This window comes from Clostridium tunisiense TJ, from assembly GCF_000300195.1.
GTDB lineage: Bacteria > Bacillota > Clostridia > Clostridiales > Clostridiaceae > Clostridium_J > Clostridium_J tunisiense.
Window position 1 is genome coordinate 89,427 of sequence record NZ_AMQH01000006.1, and the last position, 24,711, is coordinate 114,137.

Annotated in this window: 21 protein-coding genes and 1 other RNA gene; 3 read left to right on the forward strand and 19 right to left on the reverse strand. The window is 29.9% G+C overall.

The features are described 5' to 3' along the window. Positions 1-85: 85 nt before the first annotated feature. Positions 86-757, forward strand: coding sequence for a Crp/Fnr family transcriptional regulator (locus C661_RS0105870; protein ID WP_017414384.1), 672 nt, complete (start codon positions 86-88; stop codon positions 755-757). A gap of 401 nt (positions 758-1,158) precedes the next feature. Here the strand turns inward: C661_RS0105870 and hcp are convergent, their stop codons facing one another. Together hcp and C661_RS24515 are read right to left on the reverse strand one after the other, a co-directional pair. Further along, positions 1,159-2,811 (reverse strand): hydroxylamine reductase, encoded by a 1,653-nt coding sequence (gene hcp, locus C661_RS0105875; protein ID WP_017414385.1) that lies wholly within the window; start codon positions 2,809-2,811, stop codon positions 1,159-1,161. Positions 2,812-3,719: 908 nt separating this feature from the next. After that, positions 3,720-4,079 carry a DUF5658 family protein gene (locus C661_RS24515; protein WP_017414386.1) on the reverse strand — a complete coding sequence of 120 codons (360 nt, stop codon included), beginning with the start codon at positions 4,077-4,079 and terminating at the stop codon, positions 3,720-3,722. Positions 4,080-4,481: 402 nt separating this feature from the next. On the opposite strand from C661_RS24515, the gene C661_RS21435 reads away from it, so the two are divergent. Further along, positions 4,482-5,309: a putative ABC transporter permease gene (locus tag C661_RS21435; protein WP_017414387.1), complete on the forward strand. Its 828-nt coding sequence runs from the start codon at positions 4,482-4,484 to the stop codon at positions 5,307-5,309. 179 nt (positions 5,310-5,488) lie between these two features. Here C661_RS21435 and C661_RS0105890 read toward each other — a convergent pair whose 3' ends face one another. From C661_RS0105890 to C661_RS0105920, 6 genes are all read right to left on the reverse strand, one after another. Continuing rightward, complete coding sequence (locus C661_RS0105890) at positions 5,489-6,022, reverse strand: rubrerythrin family protein (protein ID WP_017414388.1); 534 nt, start codon at positions 6,020-6,022, stop codon at positions 5,489-5,491. Between the two features lie 831 nt (positions 6,023-6,853). Beyond that, a complete protein-coding gene (locus C661_RS0105900) occupies positions 6,854-8,074 on the reverse strand; it encodes an MFS transporter (RefSeq protein ID WP_017414390.1) in 1,221 nt (406 codons plus the stop codon). A 1-nt stretch (position 8,075) separates the two neighbouring features. Then, entirely contained in the window at positions 8,076-8,864 is a 789-nt protein-coding gene (locus C661_RS0105905; RefSeq protein WP_017414391.1) for an ABC transporter ATP-binding protein, read from the reverse strand. Next, positions 8,865-9,872, reverse strand: a complete 1,008-nt coding sequence (locus tag C661_RS0105910; protein WP_017414392.1) for a FecCD family ABC transporter permease — start codon at positions 9,870-9,872, stop codon at positions 8,865-8,867. 1 nt (position 9,873) lies between these two features. Beyond that, on the reverse strand, positions 9,874-10,866 hold the full coding sequence (locus C661_RS0105915; RefSeq protein WP_017414393.1) for a FecCD family ABC transporter permease: 993 nt from the start codon (positions 10,864-10,866) through the stop codon (positions 9,874-9,876). Beyond that, positions 10,853-11,797: an ABC transporter substrate-binding protein gene (locus C661_RS0105920; protein ID WP_017414394.1), complete on the reverse strand. Its 945-nt coding sequence runs from the start codon at positions 11,795-11,797 to the stop codon at positions 10,853-10,855. The genes C661_RS0105915 and C661_RS0105920 overlap by 14 nt, the downstream gene beginning before the upstream one ends. Positions 11,798-12,273: 476 nt before the next feature. On the opposite strand from C661_RS0105920, the gene C661_RS0105925 reads away from it, so the two are divergent. Then, positions 12,274-13,275, forward strand: a complete 1,002-nt coding sequence (locus C661_RS0105925) for a helix-turn-helix transcriptional regulator (protein ID WP_017414395.1) — start codon at positions 12,274-12,276, stop codon at positions 13,273-13,275. Positions 13,276-13,315: 40 nt separating this feature from the next. Here C661_RS0105925 and C661_RS0105930 read toward each other — a convergent pair whose 3' ends face one another. The 11 genes from C661_RS0105930 to C661_RS0105975 form a co-directional block, all read right to left on the reverse strand. Further along, a complete protein-coding gene (locus tag C661_RS0105930) occupies positions 13,316-15,751 on the reverse strand; it encodes a heavy metal translocating P-type ATPase (protein ID WP_439328871.1) in 2,436 nt (811 codons plus the stop codon). Between the two features lie 97 nt (positions 15,752-15,848). Further along, positions 15,849-16,217, reverse strand: a complete 369-nt coding sequence (locus C661_RS0105935; protein WP_017414397.1) for an ArsR/SmtB family transcription factor — start codon at positions 16,215-16,217, stop codon at positions 15,849-15,851. A gap of 578 nt (positions 16,218-16,795) precedes the next feature. After that, positions 16,796-16,972: a hypothetical protein gene (locus C661_RS23915; RefSeq protein ID WP_017414398.1), complete on the reverse strand. Its 177-nt coding sequence runs from the start codon at positions 16,970-16,972 to the stop codon at positions 16,796-16,798. A 97-nt stretch (positions 16,973-17,069) separates the two neighbouring features. Beyond that, positions 17,070-17,192 (reverse strand): hypothetical protein, encoded by a 123-nt coding sequence (locus C661_RS24400; RefSeq protein WP_017414399.1) that lies wholly within the window; start codon positions 17,190-17,192, stop codon positions 17,070-17,072. A 69-nt stretch (positions 17,193-17,261) separates the two neighbouring features. Beyond that, entirely contained in the window at positions 17,262-17,438 is a 177-nt protein-coding gene (locus C661_RS23090; protein ID WP_017414400.1) for an H-type small acid-soluble spore protein, read from the reverse strand. A gap of 785 nt (positions 17,439-18,223) precedes the next feature. Next, positions 18,224-19,924 carry a UvrD-helicase domain-containing protein gene (locus tag C661_RS0105955; RefSeq protein ID WP_017414401.1) on the reverse strand — a complete coding sequence of 567 codons (1,701 nt, stop codon included), beginning with the start codon at positions 19,922-19,924 and terminating at the stop codon, positions 18,224-18,226. Then, positions 19,909-21,981 (reverse strand): ATP-dependent nuclease, encoded by a 2,073-nt coding sequence (locus C661_RS0105960; RefSeq protein WP_017414402.1) that lies wholly within the window; start codon positions 21,979-21,981, stop codon positions 19,909-19,911. The genes C661_RS0105955 and C661_RS0105960 overlap by 16 nt, the downstream gene beginning before the upstream one ends. A gap of 424 nt (positions 21,982-22,405) precedes the next feature. Continuing rightward, positions 22,406-22,522 (reverse strand): recombinase family protein, encoded by a 117-nt coding sequence (locus C661_RS24520; protein ID WP_083861628.1) that lies wholly within the window; start codon positions 22,520-22,522, stop codon positions 22,406-22,408. A gap of 239 nt (positions 22,523-22,761) precedes the next feature. After that, an RNA gene (gene rnpB / locus C661_RS22685) (RNase P RNA component class A) lies at positions 22,762-23,118 on the reverse strand. A gap of 45 nt (positions 23,119-23,163) precedes the next feature. Further along, complete coding sequence (locus C661_RS0105970; RefSeq protein ID WP_017414404.1) at positions 23,164-23,973, reverse strand: Nif3-like dinuclear metal center hexameric protein; 810 nt, start codon at positions 23,971-23,973, stop codon at positions 23,164-23,166. Next, entirely contained in the window at positions 23,964-24,653 is a 690-nt protein-coding gene (locus tag C661_RS0105975) for a tRNA (adenine(22)-N(1))-methyltransferase (protein WP_026050959.1), read from the reverse strand. The genes C661_RS0105970 and C661_RS0105975 overlap by 10 nt, the downstream gene beginning before the upstream one ends. Positions 24,654-24,711 lie beyond the last annotated feature (58 nt).

Here is a 24,711-nt window from a genome sequence, read left to right on the forward strand (position 1 = left end):
ATTGAATATGTTATGATACTATTTTATAATTTTAACAATAGTAAATCAGTTACCATGGTAACTGATTTTAAAAAAGAGGTATTCTATGATTAAAAATAAGTTTCTAAATATATTAAAGATAAATAAGTTATTTAAAAATATATCAAGTGATACCATTGTAAATTACTACAATAGAAATGAACTGATCTTTTGTGAGTATAGGAAAAACTCAGTGATTCATTTTGAAAGTGAAGTTTGTAAGTATGTGGATGTAATAATTGAAGGGGAAGTTACTGTTCAAAAGATTGATGAGAAAGGAAACGTACTCACCATTGCGGAATTTTCTGAGGGAGAAAACTTTGGAGAAAACCTTTTATTTTCTAATCACCCAGTATACCCTATGAGTATAATTGCTAAAATGGATACCATCTTACTCCAAGTTAGCAAAGAATTAATTCTTGAGTTTTGCCAAGATAATAAGGATTTTTTACTTCAATTTTTAAACTGTATTTCTGTGAAAACAAATATACTAACAAGTAAAATTCAAAGCATTTCATTGAAATCAATAAGAGAATCCATAGTTGATTTTCTTAACTATGAGTATCGCATACAAAACAACTATAGGATAACCCTTCAAATGTCTAAAAAAGAGTTAGCTGAACGATTGGGGATACAACGAACTTCTCTTTCTAGGGAACTAAATAAAATGAGGCAAGATGGATTAGTAGACTTTGACGCACACTCAATTTTTATAAAAGATTTAGAATTAATAAAGTAATATTTTTATATTTTTTCTGCATGATATAACACTTCTTGGAAAGATATTTTAATGTTGAAGTGGTTTCTCTATAGGATTTGAAGGTTAGTATTTATTTTATTCATGATGAACTTCATTCATGATGAACTTCATCCATCTTCAAAAATTCTTAAGGAACCAATGTAGGTTCCCATCATTAGTTAAGTATTGACTTTGATTCCCATACAAAGAAAAACCATAGGCAAATAGAGCTGTAGCACCTCTATTTATCTATGGTTTTATTGATATTAATTAAATATTAGTCTTGCCTGAATTCCGGCTCAGTTCATTTAATAAATTACTCAACTAATTTATTAAGGCTATGTGCTAACTTTCCTTGGTTCGGGGTTCACTTGCCTCTACTTAATTAACTTTAACTCTTATTAATTTCTTTGTCTAAGGGAACTTTTTAAGTCCTCGTCAGCTGTACTTATTGGCATAATTCCAAAGGTATCTACTAGATATTGCAATACATTTGGAGATATAAAGGCTGGTAAACTTGGTCCTAAGTACATATTCTTAATTCCAAGAGATAATAGTGCTAAAAGATCTGCCACTGCCTTTTGCTCATACCAAGAAAGTACTATAGTAAGTGGTAATGAGTTAACATCTGTTTCAAAAGCATCAGCAAGAGCTGTTGCGATTCTCACTGCTGAATAGGCATCATTACATTGACCTACATCTAATAGTCTAGGAAGCCCAGCTACTGTTCCAAAATCTAGTTTGTTAAATCTATATTTCCCACAAGCCAAAGTTAAAATCACACAATCCTCTGGTACTTTCTCAGCAAATTCAGTGTAATAGTTTCTTCCTGGTCTTGCCCCATCACAACCACCAATTAAGAAGAAGTGTCTTATCTTTCCTTCTTTAACTGCATTTACTATAGTTTCAGCATGAGATAAAGTAGCATGATGTCCAAAGCCTACTAAAATTTCCTTTTCTTCTTCATCCTCTTTAAAGCCACCAAGTTCTAGTGCTTTATTAATTATTTCGCTAAAGTCCTTAGTTCCATCTTCTTTAACTTTTATGTTTTTAACTCCATCCCAACCCACAACATTGGTGGTGAAGATTCTATCTTTATATGTTTCTCTTGGTCTCATTAAACAGTTAGTAGTCATTAATATACATCCTGGAATTCCATCGAACTCTTTTTGTTGATTTTGCCAAGCTGATCCAAAGTTTCCTACTAAATGTTTATATTTTTTAAGAGATGGATATCCGTGAGCTGGTAACATTTCACCATGGGTATAAATATTAATTCCAGTTCCTTCTGTTTGCTCAAGTAACATTACTAAATCTTTTAAATCGTGACCAGATATAATAATGAATGGACCTTTTTTAATATTAACATTAACCTTATGAGGTGAAGGATTCTTAAACTCTGTAGTGTTTGCATCATCAAGTGTTTTCATCACTAATACACTCATATCCCCTGTTCTCATAGTCATACGTATTAACTCTTCAACAGATAAGTTATCGTTTGTAGTAGCTTCTAAGCCTAAGAAATAGAAATTATCTACTTGGTCATTATTATAATTTAAGAATCTTGCTTGATGTCCATAAGCACTAATTCCTTTTAACCCATAAAGAATTGTAGACCTTAAGGAGCGAACATCTGCATCTAAGTCTTGATCGTACATTATACCTGCTTTAACTGCATCTTTAAGCATTTCCTCTTTTGTTTCACTTAAATTATAGGTTGCAAAGTCTGGATACTGGCCTTCTGGTGCTTGATCTCTTAAATTTTCTTTTATTTTTTGAGATTTCTTTAATAGCTCTACATGAATCTGAGCATCAAAGTTTACATTTGTTAAGGTAGTAAACAAGCAATCTTCCATAAAGGCTACAATTTCTTTATCCATTGTTTCACCTTTTTCAATTAAAGGTTTAGCATAACAAGAAATACCTTTTAATTGATATATTAATAAGTCTTGTAGATTGGCTATTTCTGGAGTTTTTCCACAAACCCCACTTTTAGTACAGCCTTTTCCTCCCATAGTTTGTTCACATTGGTAACAAAACATCGCATTATCCATATTAATTCGCCTCCTAAATTCTTATACTAATTCTCTTATATACTTACCTAATACTAGAAAAATAATTCTTCATATAGATAAATATGTAAAAGCTATATTCAGTATATTACCATAATTTTCTGCAAATTAATATGATTTTTTCTATTTTATTAATAATTATTGTCCAATAAAAAGGATTATATCATAATACATAAAACTCCAATTTGAGAAGTAATTGTGTTTTTATCTATAAATTTCTATGTATTCTTTATTAAATATTAATTATACTATTATTATAAGGTCTTTTTTTCCTCAGTTTTAGGGCATGATGATATGGCTGTCTATTCATGCTCTTTTTTATTTTCAAATTGACTTCTATACTACTTGCTTTTTAAACTTACAGTAATGTGCTTAAAATAACTATAAGATAATTTGTATCTTATTGTGCTTACTGGTTGTAAGTGTATTAACTCTATTGTGAAGTTCTTACAAAATCATTATAAAAGTTCCTATAGAAATAGTAGTGATGTTTTTTAACACCACTACTATGAATGTTACTCTTATCTTATTCTTATTTTCCTACTATTTAACAGCAGCTTCAACTTCACTAACCATTTTATTAGTAGAGTTGAAGACTCCTTCATCTACATACCAAGTTGCAGGGTCAAGGTATAGAAAAATGAGTTTCTTCAGAGGTTCATTTTTCTATACTTATAGGTATTTTTTTAAACATCTCAATAATTTACCTTTAAAAATCATACAGTAATTTGAAGCATTGAACTCTTATTGTCGTGCTTATATTTGTCTTTTTATTATATAGAAGCCATAGTCAGTACTCAGCTTATACATGAAACTTACCTTCTTTTCCTTAAGACTATAGATAAATGAATAAGCTAAACTTTCTTATGAAAGCCTATCGCTCTTTCATTCTAAATTAAAAAGTATAATATAGTCCATAAAATATGGGACAGGTTTATTAAGGTGTATGCTAACAAAATTGTTGTAATAATGATGTTAGCCTTATACAACTGTGGTTCTGATGCTACTTTTATTCTAAATCCTATAAACATTAGTAATATTAATGGAATAACTACCTTTATAAACACACTAAATACCTGATTTCTACTTATTACATAATTCATTAGACTATTAAATTCATAGCACATTCCAGTATTTATAAGAAAAAGTGAAAATAAAATATCGCTTACATTTAATAGATAAAGCCCTAGGAGTTTCTTGTTTATTGATTTTAAACCCTTGTTTCTATACAGCGTAATAATTAAAGACATTCTTTTCACCTCTATGTATGATTATTGACATGTCTTATAATTATAAACTCAATCTTCCACCTTATTACCGAGGTTAATAATTTCCTTATCATCTTCAGTATTCTTTCTATTTAACTTAATATATAATTAAGCTTATTATTATATGGAACTAATTCAAGACTTACCTTATACCTGAAACCTACATTGGTTCCCATGAGTCTTTTTGAAAATCAGTGATATTCATCAGGAGTAAATTAAACTCCGCCTAAAGAAGCCTATACATTAAGACAAATTATACCTAGTCCTAATATTATATTATGAAAAATTTAATTATTAGTTCTGATTTAGCTATACCCTAGGTTTATTGACATTTTTTGGTTGGTTGCGTTATAATCCTTTTAATAATGTATGGGGGTTTTACAGATGTACAGTTTTACAGAGTACTTATGGTTTTTTATTATTTATGCTTTTATTGGTTGGTGCATAGAAGTTATATATCATGTTGTAAAGTCTGGAGAGTTTGTTAATAGAGGGTTCCTAAATGGTTCTGTATGCCCAATCTATGGTTTAGGAATGGTTATTATTATTTATTTATTAACGCCTTTAAAAAGTAATCTTTTCTTATTGTTTATTGGCTCTTTTTTACTTACATCATTTTTAGAATTTCTTACAGGGTTTATCCTTGAAAAAATTTTTCATAATAAGTGGTGGGATTACTCTAACCTGCCCTTTAATATTAAAGGATATATCTGTCTCGATTTTTCAATAAAATGGGGACTCGGTGGGGTGTTTATTATAAATATAGTTCACTCACCCATATCTAAAATTGTATCCCTTTTAGATAATGTAATTGGACATACTATATTATTACTTCTAATTTGCTGCCTCCTATCAGATTTTATTATAACTATTTTTGGTATCATGAAAATTAAAAGACACATATATATCCTTGATGAAATTGCTAAAAAGCTAAGATACTACTCTGATGATATTGGAGAAAATATTTATAGAAGAACAACTCTTGCCCTTAAGACTAAAGAAAGTGTAAAATGCAAATTTGATGAACAAAAATCAGAAATTAATTCAATGTTAAAAGAAAAGAATGTAAATCTTGAGGATTTAAAAATAAAATACGAAAAGGCAATAAAAGAGAAAAACTTTGTTCATAAGCGATTGGAAAAAGCTTTTCCAACTATTAGAGAAAAGCTTCATAAATCTAACTCCAATAATACAAATAGCCATAAAGAATAGTGTATTAAATAAATTCATCCTATTAATCATACTGTTAGTTTTATCTAATGATACACCTTACAGCTATTAACAGATCTTTGTCAATTAAGTAGTAAATATGTACCTTGAAAAGTAAAGTTTGTAATAACAAAAACTATTGGCATTTTACCAATAGTTCAATTATAATTAATTATTTTATATTAAAAGCTAGGACACAGAGGCTTGTACCACCCTTGGGGATAATTGTCTACTGGACAAATAAAAGGTGCTTCTTTCCCTTCATGTAAATAACCACAATTTAAGCACTGCCATATTTCAACAGTATTACGATTATATAAAGTTCCATTTAAAACATGATTATAGAGTTCTTCAAACTGCCTTCTATGCAAATCTAATACAACTCTAGCCTCTCTGTAAAAAATAGCAATATCCTTAAACCCCTCTTCAGTGGCTTGTTTTTCATAATCTAAGAAACGCTCTAAGCTTTTAGCTTCAGTTAACATAGAATATTGAAGATTTCCCTGCAGTGACTTAATTTGTCCTAAAAATCTTCCATAGACTTGTCTAGAGAGCCCAAGCTGGTGTTCTGCAAACTCCTCATAAATTCTTGCAATAAATTCAAATCCTTCACTTCTTGCATGTTCTGCAAATAGTTGATATTGAGTTACGGTTCTTGAGTCTAGGGCAAAAGTTCTTTTTAAGTTTTCTTCAGTAATAGATCCAGAAAGTTCCATAATATTCCTCCTAAAACACTTTTTATATCTTGCTTACTTGGTATAATATATTATTATACCTATGTTATTATTACTAAGTCGTTTCAGTAGGCTTTAATCTATAATAATACTACTCTGGCAGTATTATTTTAATTCAGAACCCTTGATTATTTCTATCCTTTTATACAACTTCTTCAAAAATCATAAAGAGGTAGAATATAGATTTACAAGTTTTATATTCTACAAGAATTTAAAGTAGCCTTCTAATCCTGGTGTAACATTAACACTACAGACTAATGTTAGATAAGTTATTATATATAAGTTGCAACAGTTTCCTACATTACTTAATAAATTAAAAGCAACTTATATAAAAAATAATGCAAAAGCAGGTTTATTATTAGTGTAGTTTCCTTATTTCATTCTATATAACCACATATTATGAATAATATAAAAAGACAATCCCTATTGAATCTAAGATTATCTTCTTAATTCAATAGGGTATTACTTTTTATTTTCTTCTTCTTTATTATTTTTTCTTTGTAAAATAAAGTTATAATAAATAAATCCTCCAATAACTATTCCCATAATTATGAATACAACTAAGTTGCTATAATCCATTATATTCCCTCCTTAATAATTAACTGTAAATTTAAACCTTCATAAACAAAAAAGTGGGAAACTCAAAAATGAGTTTCCCACCCTAGAAACAAAAAAGTTACTCGGACAAAATCTTAGTTGTCCAACCGTAAAGTCCATATAAATTATTTAAATAAAGTATAACATAAAACATATTTAAATTCAAATTTCTTATAACTTTTTTTAAATGCAGTTCAACAGTACTAGAAAGTAATTTTATATTTTCCTCACATTCCATTTTACAAATCTCACTACTCCAACACTTACAATAATAGATAAGGCTAGGATAATGTGTAGGCTTAAATTAATGTGTATAAGTTGTCCATATATTAGCTGACCAGGTGCCACACTTGCTGTTGCAACCGCCGTAGATAAAGCACTTACCTTTCCAAGCATGTGTCCTTTTACTTCCTGTTGAACATAGGTTAAGGATACAATGTTAGATAAAGCAAGAGATAACATTATTCCAAGACCTCCTATAGAATAAAGTCCTAAAACAAATATTTTGTTTGACTTAGTTAGGTAAGTAGCAATTCCCATAACCATTATAGCTATTACCATAGGATACATAGTTTTATGTAGGTTTTTCATTTTGAAAAACTTTGGTTTAAAGGTTATTAACAAACCTCCTAGTATCATGCCTAAAACAAATACTGCTTCTACAAAACCATAAATAGATGCAGACATGTTAAGTTTCAGTTTAATAAAATAAGGAGATACAACCGTTAAAATTGGTACTACAAAGATATTAGTTAATCCGTAGGATACTATGACTCCAAGTACTATTTTCTTCTTTTCTTTTAAATATATAAAGCTCTTTTTCATCTCCTTAAGAGATTGTAAAACAGGATTCTTAAATTTCTCTTTTACTTCTAAATCTGGAATATGTAAAAATAGCTCTAAAATAGCTGAAAAGAAAAAGCTTAGAGCATTTATTATTACTATTACTTTTATTCCAACAAAACTATATAATAATCCAGCAACTATTGGCCCGATTAAGTTAACTATTGATCCAACTTGTTGAATTACTCCATTTGCTGAAGCTAATTTTTCTTTTTCAACAATTTGAGGGATGGAAGCTGTAACAGAAGGACTATATAAAGTATAAATAATAGATAGGATAAACATGACACATCCCACTATTATGGTGTTATCCTTTCCGCTAAATAGTATTAGTGAATACATCCCTAGTAGAGCAGCACTGAAAAAATCTAAGTAAACCATTATCTTTTTTCTATTTACTGTATCTGCTAATAGTCCAGCAATTGGAGCAAATAATATATAGGGAATAGTTGAAATTGCAAGTATAGTTGAAAAAGTAGCAGCACTACCCGTTAAGTCTAATATATACAAAGACATACAAAATCTTTGAATTGCATTTCCAAGTAAAGATATTATTTGCCCAATAACTACTATTATGAAGTTTTTATTTTTCATTTTATCCCCTTATAAGCTCATAATCTATGCAAATTGGGTAGGTTTTATTTTCGCTCAACTGCAGTTTACCATCAATTCCATAAATCTCTTTTAAGTTTTCTTTAGTAATAGCCTCCTTTGGAGGGCCTTGACAAATAATTTTACCTTTTTTAAGTCCAATAATATTACTTGCAAACCTACAAGCATTGTTCAGTTCATGTAATACCATGACTATAGTAATATTTTTTTCTTTATTTAATTTCTCTAACACTTGTAATACTTCAAGTTGATAGGACATATCTAAATAAGTAGTTGGCTCATCTAACATAATTATGTCTGTTTCTTGTGCAAGAGTCATGGCAATCCAAGCTCTTTGACGTTGCCCTCCAGATAAGTTTTCAATCTCCCTATGTGCAAAGTCTTTAAGCCCTGTTTCCTCTATTGACCAATCAATAATTTCCTTGTCATGAGCCTTAAGTCCCCCTATAAGCTTTTGATGAGGAAATCTTCCAAAAGCAACTAATTCTTTTACAGTAATTCCACTAGGACAGACAGGTCCTTGAGGTAAAAAGGCCACTTGGGTTGCTAGATGCTTTTCTTTTTGGATTTTTATATTTTTCTCATTTATAAAAATATCTCCACCTATAGGCTTTATTACTCTTGCTATGGTTTTTAGAAGAGTTGATTTTCCACACCCATTTGCTCCGATAATGATGTTTATCTTACCCTTAGGAATGGAAAGATCCATATTATCTATTATGAGATTATCTTCATAGGCTACTGATAAATTTTTTACACTAATAGCTTCCATCTATTTCTCCTTCATCATTAAGTATATAAAATATGGTACTCCAAGAATAGAAATTGTAATTCCCACTGGTATTTCAATTGGAGAAAATAAGTTTCTTGAAACTGCATCTGCAAATAACACTATAATTATACTTATAACTGCAGATACTGTTAAAAATTTTTTATGATAGGGTCCAACTAATTTTCTTGCTATATGAGGACATATTAATCCAACAAACCCAATATTTCCCGCAAAAGCTGTAGCGCCACCAGCAAGAATAACGGCATAGAATAAAAACTTCTTTCTTTCCTTATTTAAATCTAATCCAAGAGAAATTGCGTGCTCATCAGATAAATTAAGAATATCCAATTTTTTATAGTTTAATAGTACAATGATAAACATTAATAGAGCTAATGGAATTATTATTCTTGCGTAGTTCCAACCTGCTCCCCAAAGACTACCTGAGGTCCAAATTAATACTCTATTATAGTCTCCAACTCCACTTCTAAAGGTGAAGAAAGTAATAAAAGCATTTAGTCCTGCGTTTAGTCCAAGGCCAATAAGGAGCAACCTCTTTGGTTTAACTCCATTTCTACTTGATAGAAAGTAAATTATAAGTGCTGAACCCCCAGCACCCACAATAGCAATAAAAGGTAATACATAAACAGATAAGGTTCCAAGGGCTGTATAATAATTCACAGTTTTTAAGGAAATAAATATGACTGCTGCTACTGCTGCTCCAGCATTAATTCCAATTATTCCTGAATCTGCAAGCTCATTTTTTGTAATGGTCTGCAAAAGAGCTCCTGCTGTAGATAAGGCTATGGCCACAGAAATTCCAACTAACATCCTTGGAAGTCTTAAGTTTAAAATTGCTGCATTTTGAAGCTTTGTACCTTGTCCAAGTAGAGTTTTTATACTATCTAAAGGTGATATTTTATATGTTCCCCAGGATAAATAGGTAATTACAGATACTAATACCAAAATAGCTAATACTATTGCTGTTGTCTTAAGTCTTTTTCCCTTCATACTAGCCTCTCTCCCTTCTTGCTACAGCTATAAAGAACGGAACTCCTATTAAAGCAGTAAATATTCCAATTGGAGTTTCATAAGGCGCATAAACCATTCTTGCCGCTATATCGGAATAGGTTAGAAGTACTGCACCTAATAAAAATGAGAAAGGTATATTCTTTCTATAATCTTCTCCAAAAATCTTTCTTACTATTTGCGGAACTATAAGTCCAACAAAACCTATATTTTTTCCAACAGCTACAGCTGCCGCACACATTGGTATCATCACAAGAAAAGTTATTAACCTTATTCTCTCTGGCTTTTCTCCAAGGCTGATTGCTACATCATCTCCTAGACTTAGAATATTTATTTTCTTAGATAAGAAAATAGCAATTATTAAGCCCAGGCTTCCAACTAGAGCAACTAGTTTAAAATCCTCCCAAGTCGCACTTCTGAAACCTCCAGAAACCCAAAAGGCAATAAATTGAGATTGATTTGATAAGAGTCCTATGATAGTTGTTAAGGAAATAAAGAAGGTGCTCATAGCGGTACCTGCTAAAAGTATTTTTGTTATAGACCTATTATTTGACTTTCTTGAGGTAAAGCCCATTACTATAAAGCCACTAAAGATTGCTCCAATTAATGAAGCTACCATAACGTTTGTAGTATTTATAGTAATTCCAACAGCATAAAATATAGCTATAACTAAAGTAGCTCCTTGACTCACTCCAAGCAAAGAAGGTTCAGCTATTGGATTCCTTGTAACTCCTTGAATCATTGCTCCCGTAACCCCTAAAATTCCTCCTGTAAAAAGTACGCTGAGAGCTCTAGGAATGCGTACATCTCTAATTAGCATAAGTTCCAAAGTTTCACTATAATTAAAAATACTATCAAAGATTTCTGAAATCCCAATATGGGTTACTCCTAGGCTTATAGCTAGGAATAACCCAATTATTAGAACAAAAATACTACAAACTATAAAAGTTATTGTATTTCTATTATTTTGTTTCATTTAACATCTCCATAATTTCGTCTAAAAGCACTTGTCTTCCAATTGAACTATATCCTTGTGTAAAATATGGTGAAGATTTTAGTTTAATAACTTTACCTTCTTTTACTGCAGGTAGACTATTCCATATAGCATTACCTTCAAGTGCTTTTAAATCTTCATCTGTTGCAATTACAAATATATAATCTGATTTTACTGAAGCAAGTCCTTCATAAGTTACCACTGGTAAACTTATATCACTTTGTGCTGGCATTCCCTCTGGTTTTTTTAGCCCCATGTCTTGATATAAAACACTACCAAAACCAGCTCCATCAAATACGTAGAACTGACCGCCACTAGCTAAGAAGGATAAATAAGTTGTGTCATTACCTTTAGCTTTTTTAACTTTATCTCCAACTTCTTTTGCTTTTTTATCATAGTCTGTAAGCCATTTATTTGCTGTTTCTTCTTTATTAAACACTTTTGCTAGTGCCTTAACATCTTCTTTCCAGTTTAAAGCCTCTAATTTAACCATTACTGTTGGAGCAATTTCTTTCAATTGATCATACATTTTTTCTTGTACCGTTGATATGACAATTAAGTCAGGGTTTAAATTCATTATAGCTTCAATATCCATAGTGTCCTGCATGCTGTATCCTAATATTGTTGCACCTTTTAGTGTGTCTTCTAAATATGTAGGGAATTTTGTGTAATCATAAGCATCACTATTAGCGGTTCCTGATACCTTATATCCTAAAATTGATAAAATATCACTATTTCCACTTAAGTCAACAATTTTTTTAGGACTCGCAGGAATTTCCACTTGCCCTCTAACATCTGTTACTGTAACAGTTTTGCCTTCCTCCTTTACTGCACCAGGGTTTGCGCAACCAACAAAAAGCATTGAAGCCATACAAGTAGCTATTATTGTTTTTAATATTCCTCTTTTTCTCATTATTTATCTTCCTTTCAAACTTAAATTCTATGTATATAGAGAAACCACTTCACTTTTAAAGCACTTTCCCAAGAAGTTGTTTCTCCAAAGAGATAGTCAACTTTTTTACAAACAATTGATACTGATTATCAATATCCCTCAACGAAACTAATTGTATATGATATTCATTATCATTTCAATACCTGCACCTAAGTTAATTATTTTTACATCTAAATTAATTATTCACCTTGAATAATTACAAATTTATATATATAGTATGCTTATCTAAAAAAAACTAAATAATCTTAGTAATAATTTCTTTAATGTAAAATATAAAGCACTCTATTGGCACTCCTATTATCTATAGGATGCTTTTCACTCTGCTACTTGCATAACTTGAATACCTCTACTCACAATACAATTGTCCCTAGGTAGTAACATAACTTTTAGATAATGAATAAGTTCTTTTTGTTCAAGGACTTTGGAAGGAGATTTTTATGATAGTAAGATCTAGTGAAGAGTTTAAAGCAGTAGTTTTAAAAAAATTAGGTTTTAATAAATTTCAATGCCCGAATTATACTTTATTTACAAATAAAAATAACCCAGAACTTGGTCACTTAATTAGTTACTCAAGAGAGGGTTATTATAATTTAGGCATTGGGGACTATACAATCTCTGAGGATTTTCACCTATCCTTTGATAATCCAGAGCATTTAGTGCGTTTTGGAATTGTCTATAAAGGTGTTACAGAGTTTAAAATTGAAAATGACCCTGTATCTTCCTTCACTCCCGCCTCTTTTTTTGTTATTGAAAAGGATTTAAAGGGTGAACAGCATTGGAAAAAAGGTCAGCACTTCCATGGAACGGAAGTAACAATATATGAAGGTTATTTTAATGAAATAATAAAACCTAACTTTCCAAATATAATGGATTTTGATTCTTTTATTAAAAATTATACTTATACTTATCTTCCCTTAGAGATTGTAGAAGTTATTCAGCAATTACAAAGTTTAACTAATGAAGATGCTTTAAATAGCATCTATCTAGAAAGCAAAATTTTAGAATGCATTGCTATTTTAATAAATGAGGTTACTAAATCCTCTGAAAATGCTTTTACCAATCAAATTAACTATGGAAATATAAATATTGGGGCTAATAGGATAATTAAATTAACTTCTTCGGATATTCATGCTATTCAAAAAGCTCACGATATTTTGGAGAAAAATTATAATAATCCACCTAATATTGAGGCGTTAAGCAAAATGGTATTTTTAAATGAACAAAAGTTGAAGGCAGGATTTTCAAAACACTATCATATGTCCATTGGAGAATATACTAATCACATTAAAATGACCATGGCTGCTAATCTTTTATCCACCACAGATTTAAGTATTGAAGAAATATCTCAAAGGGTTGGTTACAATTACTCTGCTAACTTTTCTAAAATGTTTAAAAAAACTTATGGAAAAACTCCATTAAAATTTAGAAAAACACGATAAAAAATTATGCAGCCATAGATTATGACTGCATAACTTTTTATTATTTTTCTGTTTTCATTGCTCTCATAGAATTTAATACTGCAATTAGTGTAACACCAACATCACCAAATACAGCTTCCCACATGGTCCCCACTCCAAAAGCTACAAGAACTAATATTATTGCTTTAATTCCTAAGGCAAAGATTATATTTTGCATTACTATTGTTCTTGTTTTCTTAGCTATTTTTATAGCAGTTGCAATTTTAGAAGGTTCATCAGTCATAATAACTACGTCAGCAGCCTCAATTGCAGCATCTGAACCAACACCACCCATTGCAATACCTATATCAGCTCTAGCTAAAACTGGAGCATCATTTATTCCATCACCTACAAATATTAACTTGCCTTTAGAAGACTTTTCTTTATCTAAAAGTTCTACTTTCTCAACTTTTTGGTCTGGTAATAATTCTGAATAAACCTGATCTAGCCCTAATTCTTTGGCAACTTTAGTTCCAACAGTTTTATTATCCCCAGTTAGCATAACAGTTTTTCTAACTCCACTTGCCTTTAAGGCTTTTATAGCTTCTGCTGAATCTTCTTTAACTTCATCAGATATTACAATATACCCAGCATATTCTTTATTGATAGCTATATGAACTACTGTGCCTATAGTTTCTATCTGTGCATATTTTATATTTTCTCTAATCATCAGTTTGTGATTACCTGCAAAGATTTCTTTTCCTAAAACAGAAACTTTTACACCATGGCCAGATATTTCTTCATAATTCTCAATTGATTCTTTAGCTATATCCATACCATATGCTTTTAAAATCGAAGTTGCTATTGGATGGTTAGAATAACTTTCTGCATAAGCTGCATAAGTTAGAAGCTCATCCTTTGTAACATTTCCTTGTGGCTGTATATCAGTTACCTTAAATACTCCTTTTGTAAGGGTTCCTGTTTTGTCAAATACAACTACCTCAACGTTGTTTAAAGCTTCAAGATAGTTACCACCTTTAACTAGAATACCATTTTTTGAAGCTCCACCTATACCTCCAAAGAAACCAAGTGGAATAGATACAACTAAAGCACAAGGACAAGATACAACTAGGAAGGCTAAGGCTCTATATATCCATTCAGAAAAAGTTGCTCCACTTATAAAAAGTGGTGGAAGTACTGCTAATGCTAAAGCAGAGAAAACTACAACTGGTGTATAATATCTAGCAAACTTAGTTATAAAGTTTTCTGTAGGAGCTTTTTTACTACTTGCATTTTGAACTAAATCAAGGATTTTAGCAATAGTAGAATCTCCAAACTCTTTTTCTACTTCTATAGTTAAAAGACCATTTTTATTAATAACTCCGCCTAATACATTATCTCCTATGCCTACTTCTCTTGGAACTGATTCACCAGTTAAAGCAGAAGTGTCTACCATAGAATTACCTTCAATTACCTTACCATCTAGGGGAACTTTTTCTCCTGGTTTTACAACTATTATATCCCCTACATTAACTTCTTCTGGGGATACCCTTTTAATATCCTCACCAACTTTTAAGTTAGCAAAATCAGGTCTTATATCCATCAATGCTGCAATAGACTTTCTAGAACGATTAACAGCCATACCTTGGAATATTTCACCTAGTTGATAGAAGAGCATAACAGCTACACCTTCTGGGAACTCACCAATTGCAAAAGCTCCAATGGTTGCTATACTCATTAGGAAGTTTTCGTCAAAGACTTGACCACCCCTAATATTCTTAAGAGCTCTAAGCACAACTTCTCCACCAACAAGTAAATAACTTATTAAATAAAGTATTAGCTCTGTATAAAAACTAAAGTTAAATATTGAAGCAACTGCAAAGATTGAAGCTCCAACTCCAAGTTTTATAAATTCACTTTTACTACTTTCATGGTTATGGTCATGGTCATGTCCATGTTCATGATCATCTGAGCCTTTATGATTTTTATTTCTATTTCCTTCTAAAACATATACCTTTACATCAGGTTCAATTTTTTTAACATATTTTTTAACTTCTTCTACAATACTATCTTTATCTGCATTGCTCTCAATTTCCATAATAAGTTTTTGAGCAACAAAATCAACTACTGCACTGTTAACACCCTGAAGGTTTCCAGCTTCCTTTTCAATTTTAGCTGCACAGTTTGCACAACATAAGCCTTCTAACATTATCACTAATTTATTTGATTTTCCCGAAGTTTTTTCTTTCACAACTACATGGGATTCAATTTTATTTATTGTTTCAATAGATGCAGCAACTAGTTCATTAACCCTACTTATTTCTTCTAGTTCCATAGTCAAAGTCTTAGTTACAAAATTAACTGAAGCACTAGCAATTCCATCCATACTATTTAGTTTAGTTTCTATTTTTGATGCGCAGTTGGCACAATCTAATCCTTCTAAGATGAATTGCTTCTTAATCTTGGTAACTGGCTTCTTTTGTACCGTATTTAACTGCATTATTGTCTTTGGCTTCATAGTGTTTGACTCTAGTTTTATTTGTGCTGGTTTATTTTCTTTTACATTAGGCTTTGAAATCTTATTATTACTCATTCCTTACTCCCCCCAAATCTATTTACTTCTCCTTTAAATGAGCTAACCCTTGATTAAATATACCTTTAACATGATCATCATCTAAGGAATAATAAACAACCTTTCCTTCTTTTCTATACTTAACTAACCTAGCTTGTTTAAGAACCCTCAATTGATGAGATATAGCTGATTGATTCATGCCAAGCAAAGCAGCTATGTCACATACGCACATTTCCGCTTGGAATAATGCACATATAATTTTTATTCTTGTACTATCTCCAAAAGTTTTAAAAAAATCTGCTAAATCATATAGTATTTCCTCTTCTGGAATAGCTTCTTTAACCCTTTTTACAACGTCTTCGTGAATAACATTACAATTACAGGTATCAATTATTTCTTTATTATTTTCCATCCACTATCACCTCAACTGAATATATGTATATATGTTTACTTGTTCATATGTTTATATATTCAGTATATGCTACTTGCTTATATTTGTCAAAACTTTTTATATAAATTTTCATAAAAAAATCATATAAATAACTATTGTATATTAATACATTGAAAACTTTAATTGAAAATTTTCTCCAAATTAAGTGAGTTTAGACTTTATAAAAAAATTAAATAAGCTACTGAAAAAAGTGCCTCAGGGCTTAATATTAATGAAATTTATAACATTGACAGTAAAGCGTATTTTTATATAACTGTAGTGGAATAAGAGAGTAGTTAGCACAGAAATATTGTGTAATAAAGTCAACATACTGATAATTTTTATCTGGCTTTGTTTTAAATAATGAAACTTATCTGCAGAAAAGTTCTGCAGATAAGTCTTTTTTGTGTTAATACTTTAGATTATAAGAGGGAGTAATGAAAAAGATTGACTTGTAAAAATTTGATATTGTGAACTTATATTTTGGCGCATTAGCTATTTAAACATTCTGTATGATTTTTTATTATCTCTCAGTCTTGTAAATTATTTAGGTATAGCTACTAATAAGTTTCTTTAAAAAAGTATTTAAAGTCTTCTTCTCCATGATTATCATTTTTCAAACTTTTAGAACTAGAATTATTGCCCTCGTTGTGTAGACTTTGAAAACTTGTACTATTTCCCATATTACTTATAGCTTCATTTTGTTTTTTATTTTTGTCTCTCTTATTTCTATTCATATTATCTTCCCCTTTCTTCTCACCTTTTTTTACATTTCTACTATTACTTACAAATAAATTATAAAGTATTAAATTTTACATTGAATGTAATTTTAATTTAGTTTGCATTAACTCTAGATTTGCTATGATTTTGCTTTTCTTGATGTTCTGCATTTGGAGTTATTTTAGTTCCCCCATTTACTTGACGACCATTTATATTACCTTTCTTTCCTTTTGCCATAGTTATTACCTCCTAAAAATACATTTATAATATTATTGTTTATTATATAGCTGCATCATAAATTAACTTTTACTCTTCCTTTAAATCTGTTACGTGAACTTCTATGATTTCATCAGTTGTTAAAACTTTTACTTGAGCTCTATTCTCCTCAGTTTCAATATGCTCAATCCATACTGGCTTGGAATTATAGCTTACATTTATTACTCCATAAGAATCATATATTTCTTTAGCTCTTTCTAGCTTCATAATACACCTCCTTATTTAATATTATCTATTAAGCACATAGGTTTTATCCTTCTAAAAGTTTGCTTTAAAAGTTAAACTTTAGTCACTTTTTAATTCATTTCCTTATTAAATAATGAACAATTTCACTTTGTAGATTTTGTGTACTTTGCATGCTTTAACATCTTTTACCACTTTTAAAATTTAAAAGTTATTTTGCAATTAAAGCATAATAACTCCGTGATTCTATACTACTAAAAACCAAAAATCATATCATAATCACAGGCGGAACACTGCTAACTAAAATCCTAAGGTAAGCCACCAAACCTGAGTTATGAAAATTAATAATAACCTAGCACTCTCTACAAGTATTGAAAGTAAGGATATGTATATAACCATATGGAACTGGTTTAATGGCAAAATAAAAAACACCAGGTTCTAAAACCTAGTGTTTTTAATGGATCGAGTAAGTCTGTAAGCCGAGTTCTGTATTTGACAATCATCTATCTAGGCTTTTAGCCGTTCGAACTCGTCTTATTGTGTTTTTTCGATTATGTCTTTTATCTTTAATATAGACTTATTCCCTATGTCAATTTTATTTAACTATACTTAATTTTTGTTCACATCATATACGTGCAGTGGTTTGGACTATAAATATAGGGGTGTCCGCCGTTGGATTGGGTAAACTATATACTTAAGTAGGTTATTAAGTACTTACAAATGATTGAATACTTCTCTCCCTTATCCATTGGTAATAATTTATAGCACAGTTAAGAGAGCTAATCGTACTAAAGATAAATGTTTTTTATTTAACCATTACTTAAATCAACAAAATTACTTTCTCCAAACAAATATTTCGCTCTTTTTATAGCTTCATCAGTAAGAATTGATAAAAAAACTATTGCGAGATTATATTTTGCTCTTGAACATATTACATAAAATAAATGCTCTGTTCTATCGTATCTTGAGGTCTCAAAATCACTTTTATCAAGATATTTATTTACATTATATTTATTCCAGTCATTATCATTTATAACGCATACGACATTATCATATTCCGCACCTTTTGTTCCGTGATTAGTTGAAAAGGGTGACGATTCTTTAACTGTATTATATAATCTTCTGAATTGACTATATTTCAAATTAATTATTTCATTAAAAAATTCATCTTGCAGTTCACTTTTGTTAAAATAGCTTATCAATTTATCAGACATTACTTGTATTTGATTATCATTAACAAATTTAAAAACATCTCCTATTGTTTCATGTTCCATTTTTATAATTAATTGTTCTAAACTTTCTCTCATTTTTGTCTTATCGTTAAAATTATTAATTGAACGTGGTACTTTTTTAAGCATACTTTGTATTCTCTTTTCATTATATAAAACAATAATCTCTTCAATATCAAACAAATAATTGGCAAAAGGGCAATCTCTATTATCCTTATTTTTTAGTAACTGATCCTTGTTCTTAAAGTCAGTTTTTTCATATAAATCATGTAATTCCACATATCCGTTTTTAATAGCAATCGATTTTGTGGTTAAATATAATTTTTTAATATTAGAATCACCTATGCTTAAGTCTAGCTTAACTCTATTTTGTATAAAATCTTCTGTATTTAAATCTTCATTATTAAGATAGTAGAATAAACATTTTCCATGTTTTTCAATTCCACTTTGACTTTGCGTTATATCTGATCTTATTTTATTTAAAATATTAATTACTTCAGTAGAAGATCTATAATTTTCTGTTTTTACAATCAGCTCCAAATCGTATTGGGCTCCATCAATTCTACCAATACTGCTATCATATATTTGTTGTATATAATCTCCAAAAAATCCAAGTAATATAGATGTATTAGGTTTTAAATAATCCAGCAATATCTCCTTAACTTTAGGGCTTGTATCTTGATATTCATCTACAAATATTATCGGATACACGTCATTGATAATCTTATGTATGTTATGGTATTTTTTAATTATTGAATTAGCTATATCCAATAATTCATCATGAGATATTTCTCCCTTTCTCCATTTAGGCTTATCACAATAGTTAATATTACCTTTATATTCTTCAAAAGATTTTAATGAAATTACATACCGTTCTACTGTTTCTTGTAACCCAATATATTTTTTTGTATTATGATTTTTTATGCTACTAAGTTCTTTCTGTTTTAACTCAATTTTTTCACAAATATAATTCTTTAATTCTATCCTTAATTCATGCTGGAATGGTTTTATTATATCCCATAAAAACTCATGTATTGTACTTACTTTAACTAATTTACTCGATTGTATTCTACTTGAAATTTCATTCTTTGCAACATTTGTATACGTAATACACGCAACTTGCTGCATATTATTCTTGAACGCCTCTCCTTTTGTCTTAATTATATACAGTAGGCTTTGTATTAGAGTCCAAGTTTTCCCACTTCCTGCTCCAGCTTCTATCTTAAAACTTCTATTTTTATCTATACAGTTAAAAACTTTTTCTTCTATTTGGCTAGCCATAACAATCCCTCCTTAATATACATTGGAATAACCCAACTTTCATTATTTATGTACATCAAGTCAAAAGCAAACTCAGATTTTTTCTTATTATTATCAATATATTTATAAATCCCGTAAGAATTTTCTAGAATACCAGCAGATTGTCCAAAACTTTTAATATGATTCTTAATACTACTTAAATTATCTTTATTGCTAAAAATATACTCACTATTTTCGATTATAAATTCTTCTTCAAAAGTTCTTCCACATTTAAAATCTTGTCTTGTATCATTATTTCTTTGATAGCTTACTGCAAAAGGTTCAGAAATAAGTTCATCAAATTTTTTATATACTAAATCTTTTATGTTTTTCTCACTAGGCATCCACTCAATAATACATTGATTAGTAGTTACCAAATCATTAATTTCATCTATAGCTATTTCGCTTGCTACCTCATAAGTGCATTGAACTCCATTTTTATTTTCTTTTACTATTCTTTTACAACAATCAATATCAGTAATCATCAAAGTTTTTACATTTAAAAACTCTAAGAAGTCTTTAAACTTATTCATATATGCTCCTCCGATTTCAATTACTGAAATATACTGCTCTGATAGAAGCCTTTTTTTATTCTCTTCATCAATATTGATTTTTTTTAATTCATCATCTACCTTTTTTATGAATAAGGGCATTAAAAGTCTTTCACAAACCCCTTCGATTAAAATAATTTTATCTGCAAAAAACATGTCACATTTTACTAAGGATATATATTGTTTTAGAAACTTTATTATTTCATTATTCTTAGTTCCATCTAAATTTATAGGATTAAACTTCATTAAGTCTTTAACTTTAGTAGAATGTACTTCTTTGCTAAAATACCTTATACTTTCAAAATCAGCACTAGCCACAATATGAGATGAATGTGTGGTTACAATAACCTGTGCTTTTATACCATTCTCCTCTAGAAATTCGTTCAATTTTGTTATAAATGTACTCTGCAATTGAGGGTGCATATGAGCTTCAGGTTCTTCAATAAATATTAAATTTAAATCCGTATGACTTTCTAGTAACTTACTCTTAAAGTGGAGAATTTCAGAAATAATGTATATTAAGTTACTATATCCTAAACCATTATATTTTTCTGGCAATAAATATTCTTTATCCTTATAAAACATATTTATACTGCTAAATATATTTGTAGGGGTAACATTAGACTTAAGTATTATATTTGCTCCATCTATATTAGGGTATCCAAATTTTGAAAAAGATTTTGTAAAACCCTCAAAAAAACTCATTAACTTTTCATCTACCTTATCATTTGCAATCACTAACGCACCATTTAGTTCTTCAAACTCTTTTTCTTCTACTATAAGTGTTTTATTCTTACTCTCAACTTCCTTATATTGCTTTTGAAAAATATTAGATAATTTAGAATTTGATTTACCATTGCTGTCATCAACGCTTCTTTGTGCTGAAATAAAGCAACTGCCAATTATCTTATTTACATCTGACAACCTTATTAATTCCTGACTTTCATATGGAGAAAATGATTTTATTTTTACACTAAAATGTTTTTCATATATTTTTTTTATACAATCAACTATTCCTTCAGCACTTTTCTTTCTATCATAATATAGTTTTAAATCTTGTAGGAATAACTGTTTGTTCTCTACTGAATATTCAAAATTAATTTTTATAATGTTATTTTCATCTAAGGTAGTCAATAATGGCCTTATGTTACTCCAATTATCATTTTCATCATATTCTACAATTATTCTTAGTTCTATTGAAGGAATATTAAGCCCTTCGAAAAAATTTTCTTGAACCTCTTGATCAGCTGGTAAACCTATATACTCTTGAAAAATCTCTTCAAATTTCTTATAACAATCAATAGAAAAGTCCTCAAAATAAAATGAGTGATTATTAAAAAAAGTATCAAAAATATATGAAAAAGAAGTTTTTCCAGAATTATTCTTTCCAACTAAAATTGTTGTTCCTTCTTTAATTTCAACACTATTCTCATCTTCTATAGACTCCAATAATCTATAATTCTTAATTTCAACTTTTTTAAGTTTCAAAATAACTCCCCCTAATGTCCATTTTTTTATCTTTTATGATAACATTCCACAAAATATAATAATTTCCTCTTTTATAACAAATTTTCATAATATGAAAAAAATAGAATATCGAGCTTCTTTCATACTTTTCTAGCTTTTTACAGTTTATCTGTATATATTAAATTTTGTATTCTATATACTCATCCAATGAAATTATTATAAATTATAGCGTTTTCTATTATTGTAGGAGAGTCTGCATTTTTTAAATAAGATTTACGTCTTAATATTCAGCATTTTCATATTTTATTGCTTTGCTGATTTTCAAATTCCTTGACTAATTTATGATATGTATTCCTTTTTAAATGTAACTTTTGCATTGCTTCATTACCATTTATTTCTCTATTCTTCCATTTACCATAAATATCATCCCAATTATCTGGATACCCTATTTTTTTCGACCTTTATATTTACCACGGTCTTTTGCAATAGCTATCCCATCAAGCTGTCTCTCTAAGATATTCGCCCTTTCAAATTCATATATTGCTCCCATCATCGTCAACATTAATTTTCCATTGCTTCTTGAATATCTTCCTTTAAACTTACTGTTATCTTCTTTTTTCTTTGTGTTCTAATTTTTCTACCGTCTACTTTTGTGGTTAAATCCTCCTTTTAGAATTAGGCGTATGAAAAAAAGGTCATACACCCATTATCATTTCTGATAAAAGATGTATAACCTTTTCGCACCTACAAAGAAGTTAAATACATGCTTTACACCACTTTATATAACTTTCTTTATTAAATGGATCGAGTAAGTCTGTAAGCCGAGTTCTGTATTTGACAATCATCTATCTAGGCCCATTGTTACCAAGTGGGCTCAAGCGATACACCCGGAGACGGGACGGGCAGCCCCTATATGTCTCCCTATTGATCTTGCTCCAGATGGGGTTTACATAGCCGCAAAGTCGCCAGTGCGCTGGTGAGCTCTTACCTCGCCTTTCCACCCTTACCAGTACATGATAAATCATGCCTTTGGCGGTATCTCTCTGTTGCACTTTCCTTAGAGTCGCCTCCACTGGGAGTTACCCAGCACCCTGCCCTATGGAGCTCGGACTTTCCTCTCCTGAAGTTTCCTTCAGCAGCGATTGTCTGGCTTACTCGCAAAAACTATATTATCACATATGCTTTTAAAATGCAAATAGTATTTTATGCTAAGTTATAGGGGTCAAAGGTACTTGTTGAAATTATTACCTTATTATTGTGCCCCATATCCTTTAAGATATTGTTTAACTTTTTACCAATGACCTTCATTGGTGGCCATTCTGTAATAAAATGTCCTGCATCGATAATTGCAATATCCTCTTCTCTCATATCACTAACATGATGATACCTAGTATCCCCTGTGATAATGCAGTCACAAGCTTTTTTTCTTACAAGGCTAAAATAATCCTCACCACTGCCATTGACTACTGCAATTGTGTTGATTTCCTTGTTGCCATCACCTACGAATCTTACAAAAGGAGCATTGTATTTTTCTTTAACTCTATTACATAGTTCTAAAAGAGTAATAGGAGTGTTAACCTTCACTATTCTTCCAACACCGTTATTGTTGTTATCAAAGGCTTTGTTTACATCTAATACTCTAAAGTTATCGTACCCTAGTAGCTCAGTTGCTATATGATTTAACCCTTCATCAGCGGAATCTAAGTTAGTGTGGCTAGAGTATACATTTATTTTATTTTCTATAAGCTTAATAAGTTTTCTTCCAAGCAAAGTGTCTGTTGTTATATTTTTAGGCTTTATAAACAATATTGGATGATGAGTTAGTATAAGATTACAGCCCTTTTCTATAGCTTCTTCTATGACTTCAAAGGTTACATCTAGTGCCACTAATATTCTATTTATTTCTGCATTTCTATCTCCCACCATTAAGCCTACGTTGTCATAGCTCTCTGCTAAGATTGGTGGTGCCATAGTTTCCATTACTTTAATTACATCCTCTACCTTTAAAAACACTGCAAAAACTCCTTTAACCTGCTTATTAATGTTTCTAATTCCTCTTTGCGCTTTCTTGCTAGTTCTGTTTCTTCTGTTAAATTTTCATAGACTCTAATATATTTTCCTAGTTTAAACTGAAGATACTCCTTAAATAGAGGCTGTCTTTTGTTGAGAAGTAGTTCACTTACTTCGTAATATATAGGGTCTATTTCTTTTTTATTATTATCATATTTTATTTTCATTATCTCATAATACTTTTCTTCATCTTTTACAATGATTTCATCAATAATAGTATACCCACTATTATAAACATATTCTCTTAATACCTCTGGGTTTTGTACTGGTTGAACAACAACATAATTTAAGGCTTTAAAAACTCTCTTACTGTCCTCTAGAATGTCCCTAATTAAATTTCCACCCATACCTGCAATCACTGCTGCTTCAACTTCCTTAGGCTTAACTGTAGTTAACCCTCCCCCTAGTCTAGCAACAATTTTATTTCCCAGATTATAATTTTCAATATTCTTTTTCGCCTTTTCCACAGGGCCTTTATTTATATCACTGGCTACAGCAAAGTCTATAATGTTGTTTTTAACTAAGTATATTGGAATATATCCATGATCTGTTCCCACATCAACTATACTATTTACATTATTTATTAACTCACTTATAGCTTTTAATCTTTCGCTTAAAACCATATCTCTCACTTTATTTATGTACTCCTTATAAATTTAAACTAGCCCTAATAGTTAAATT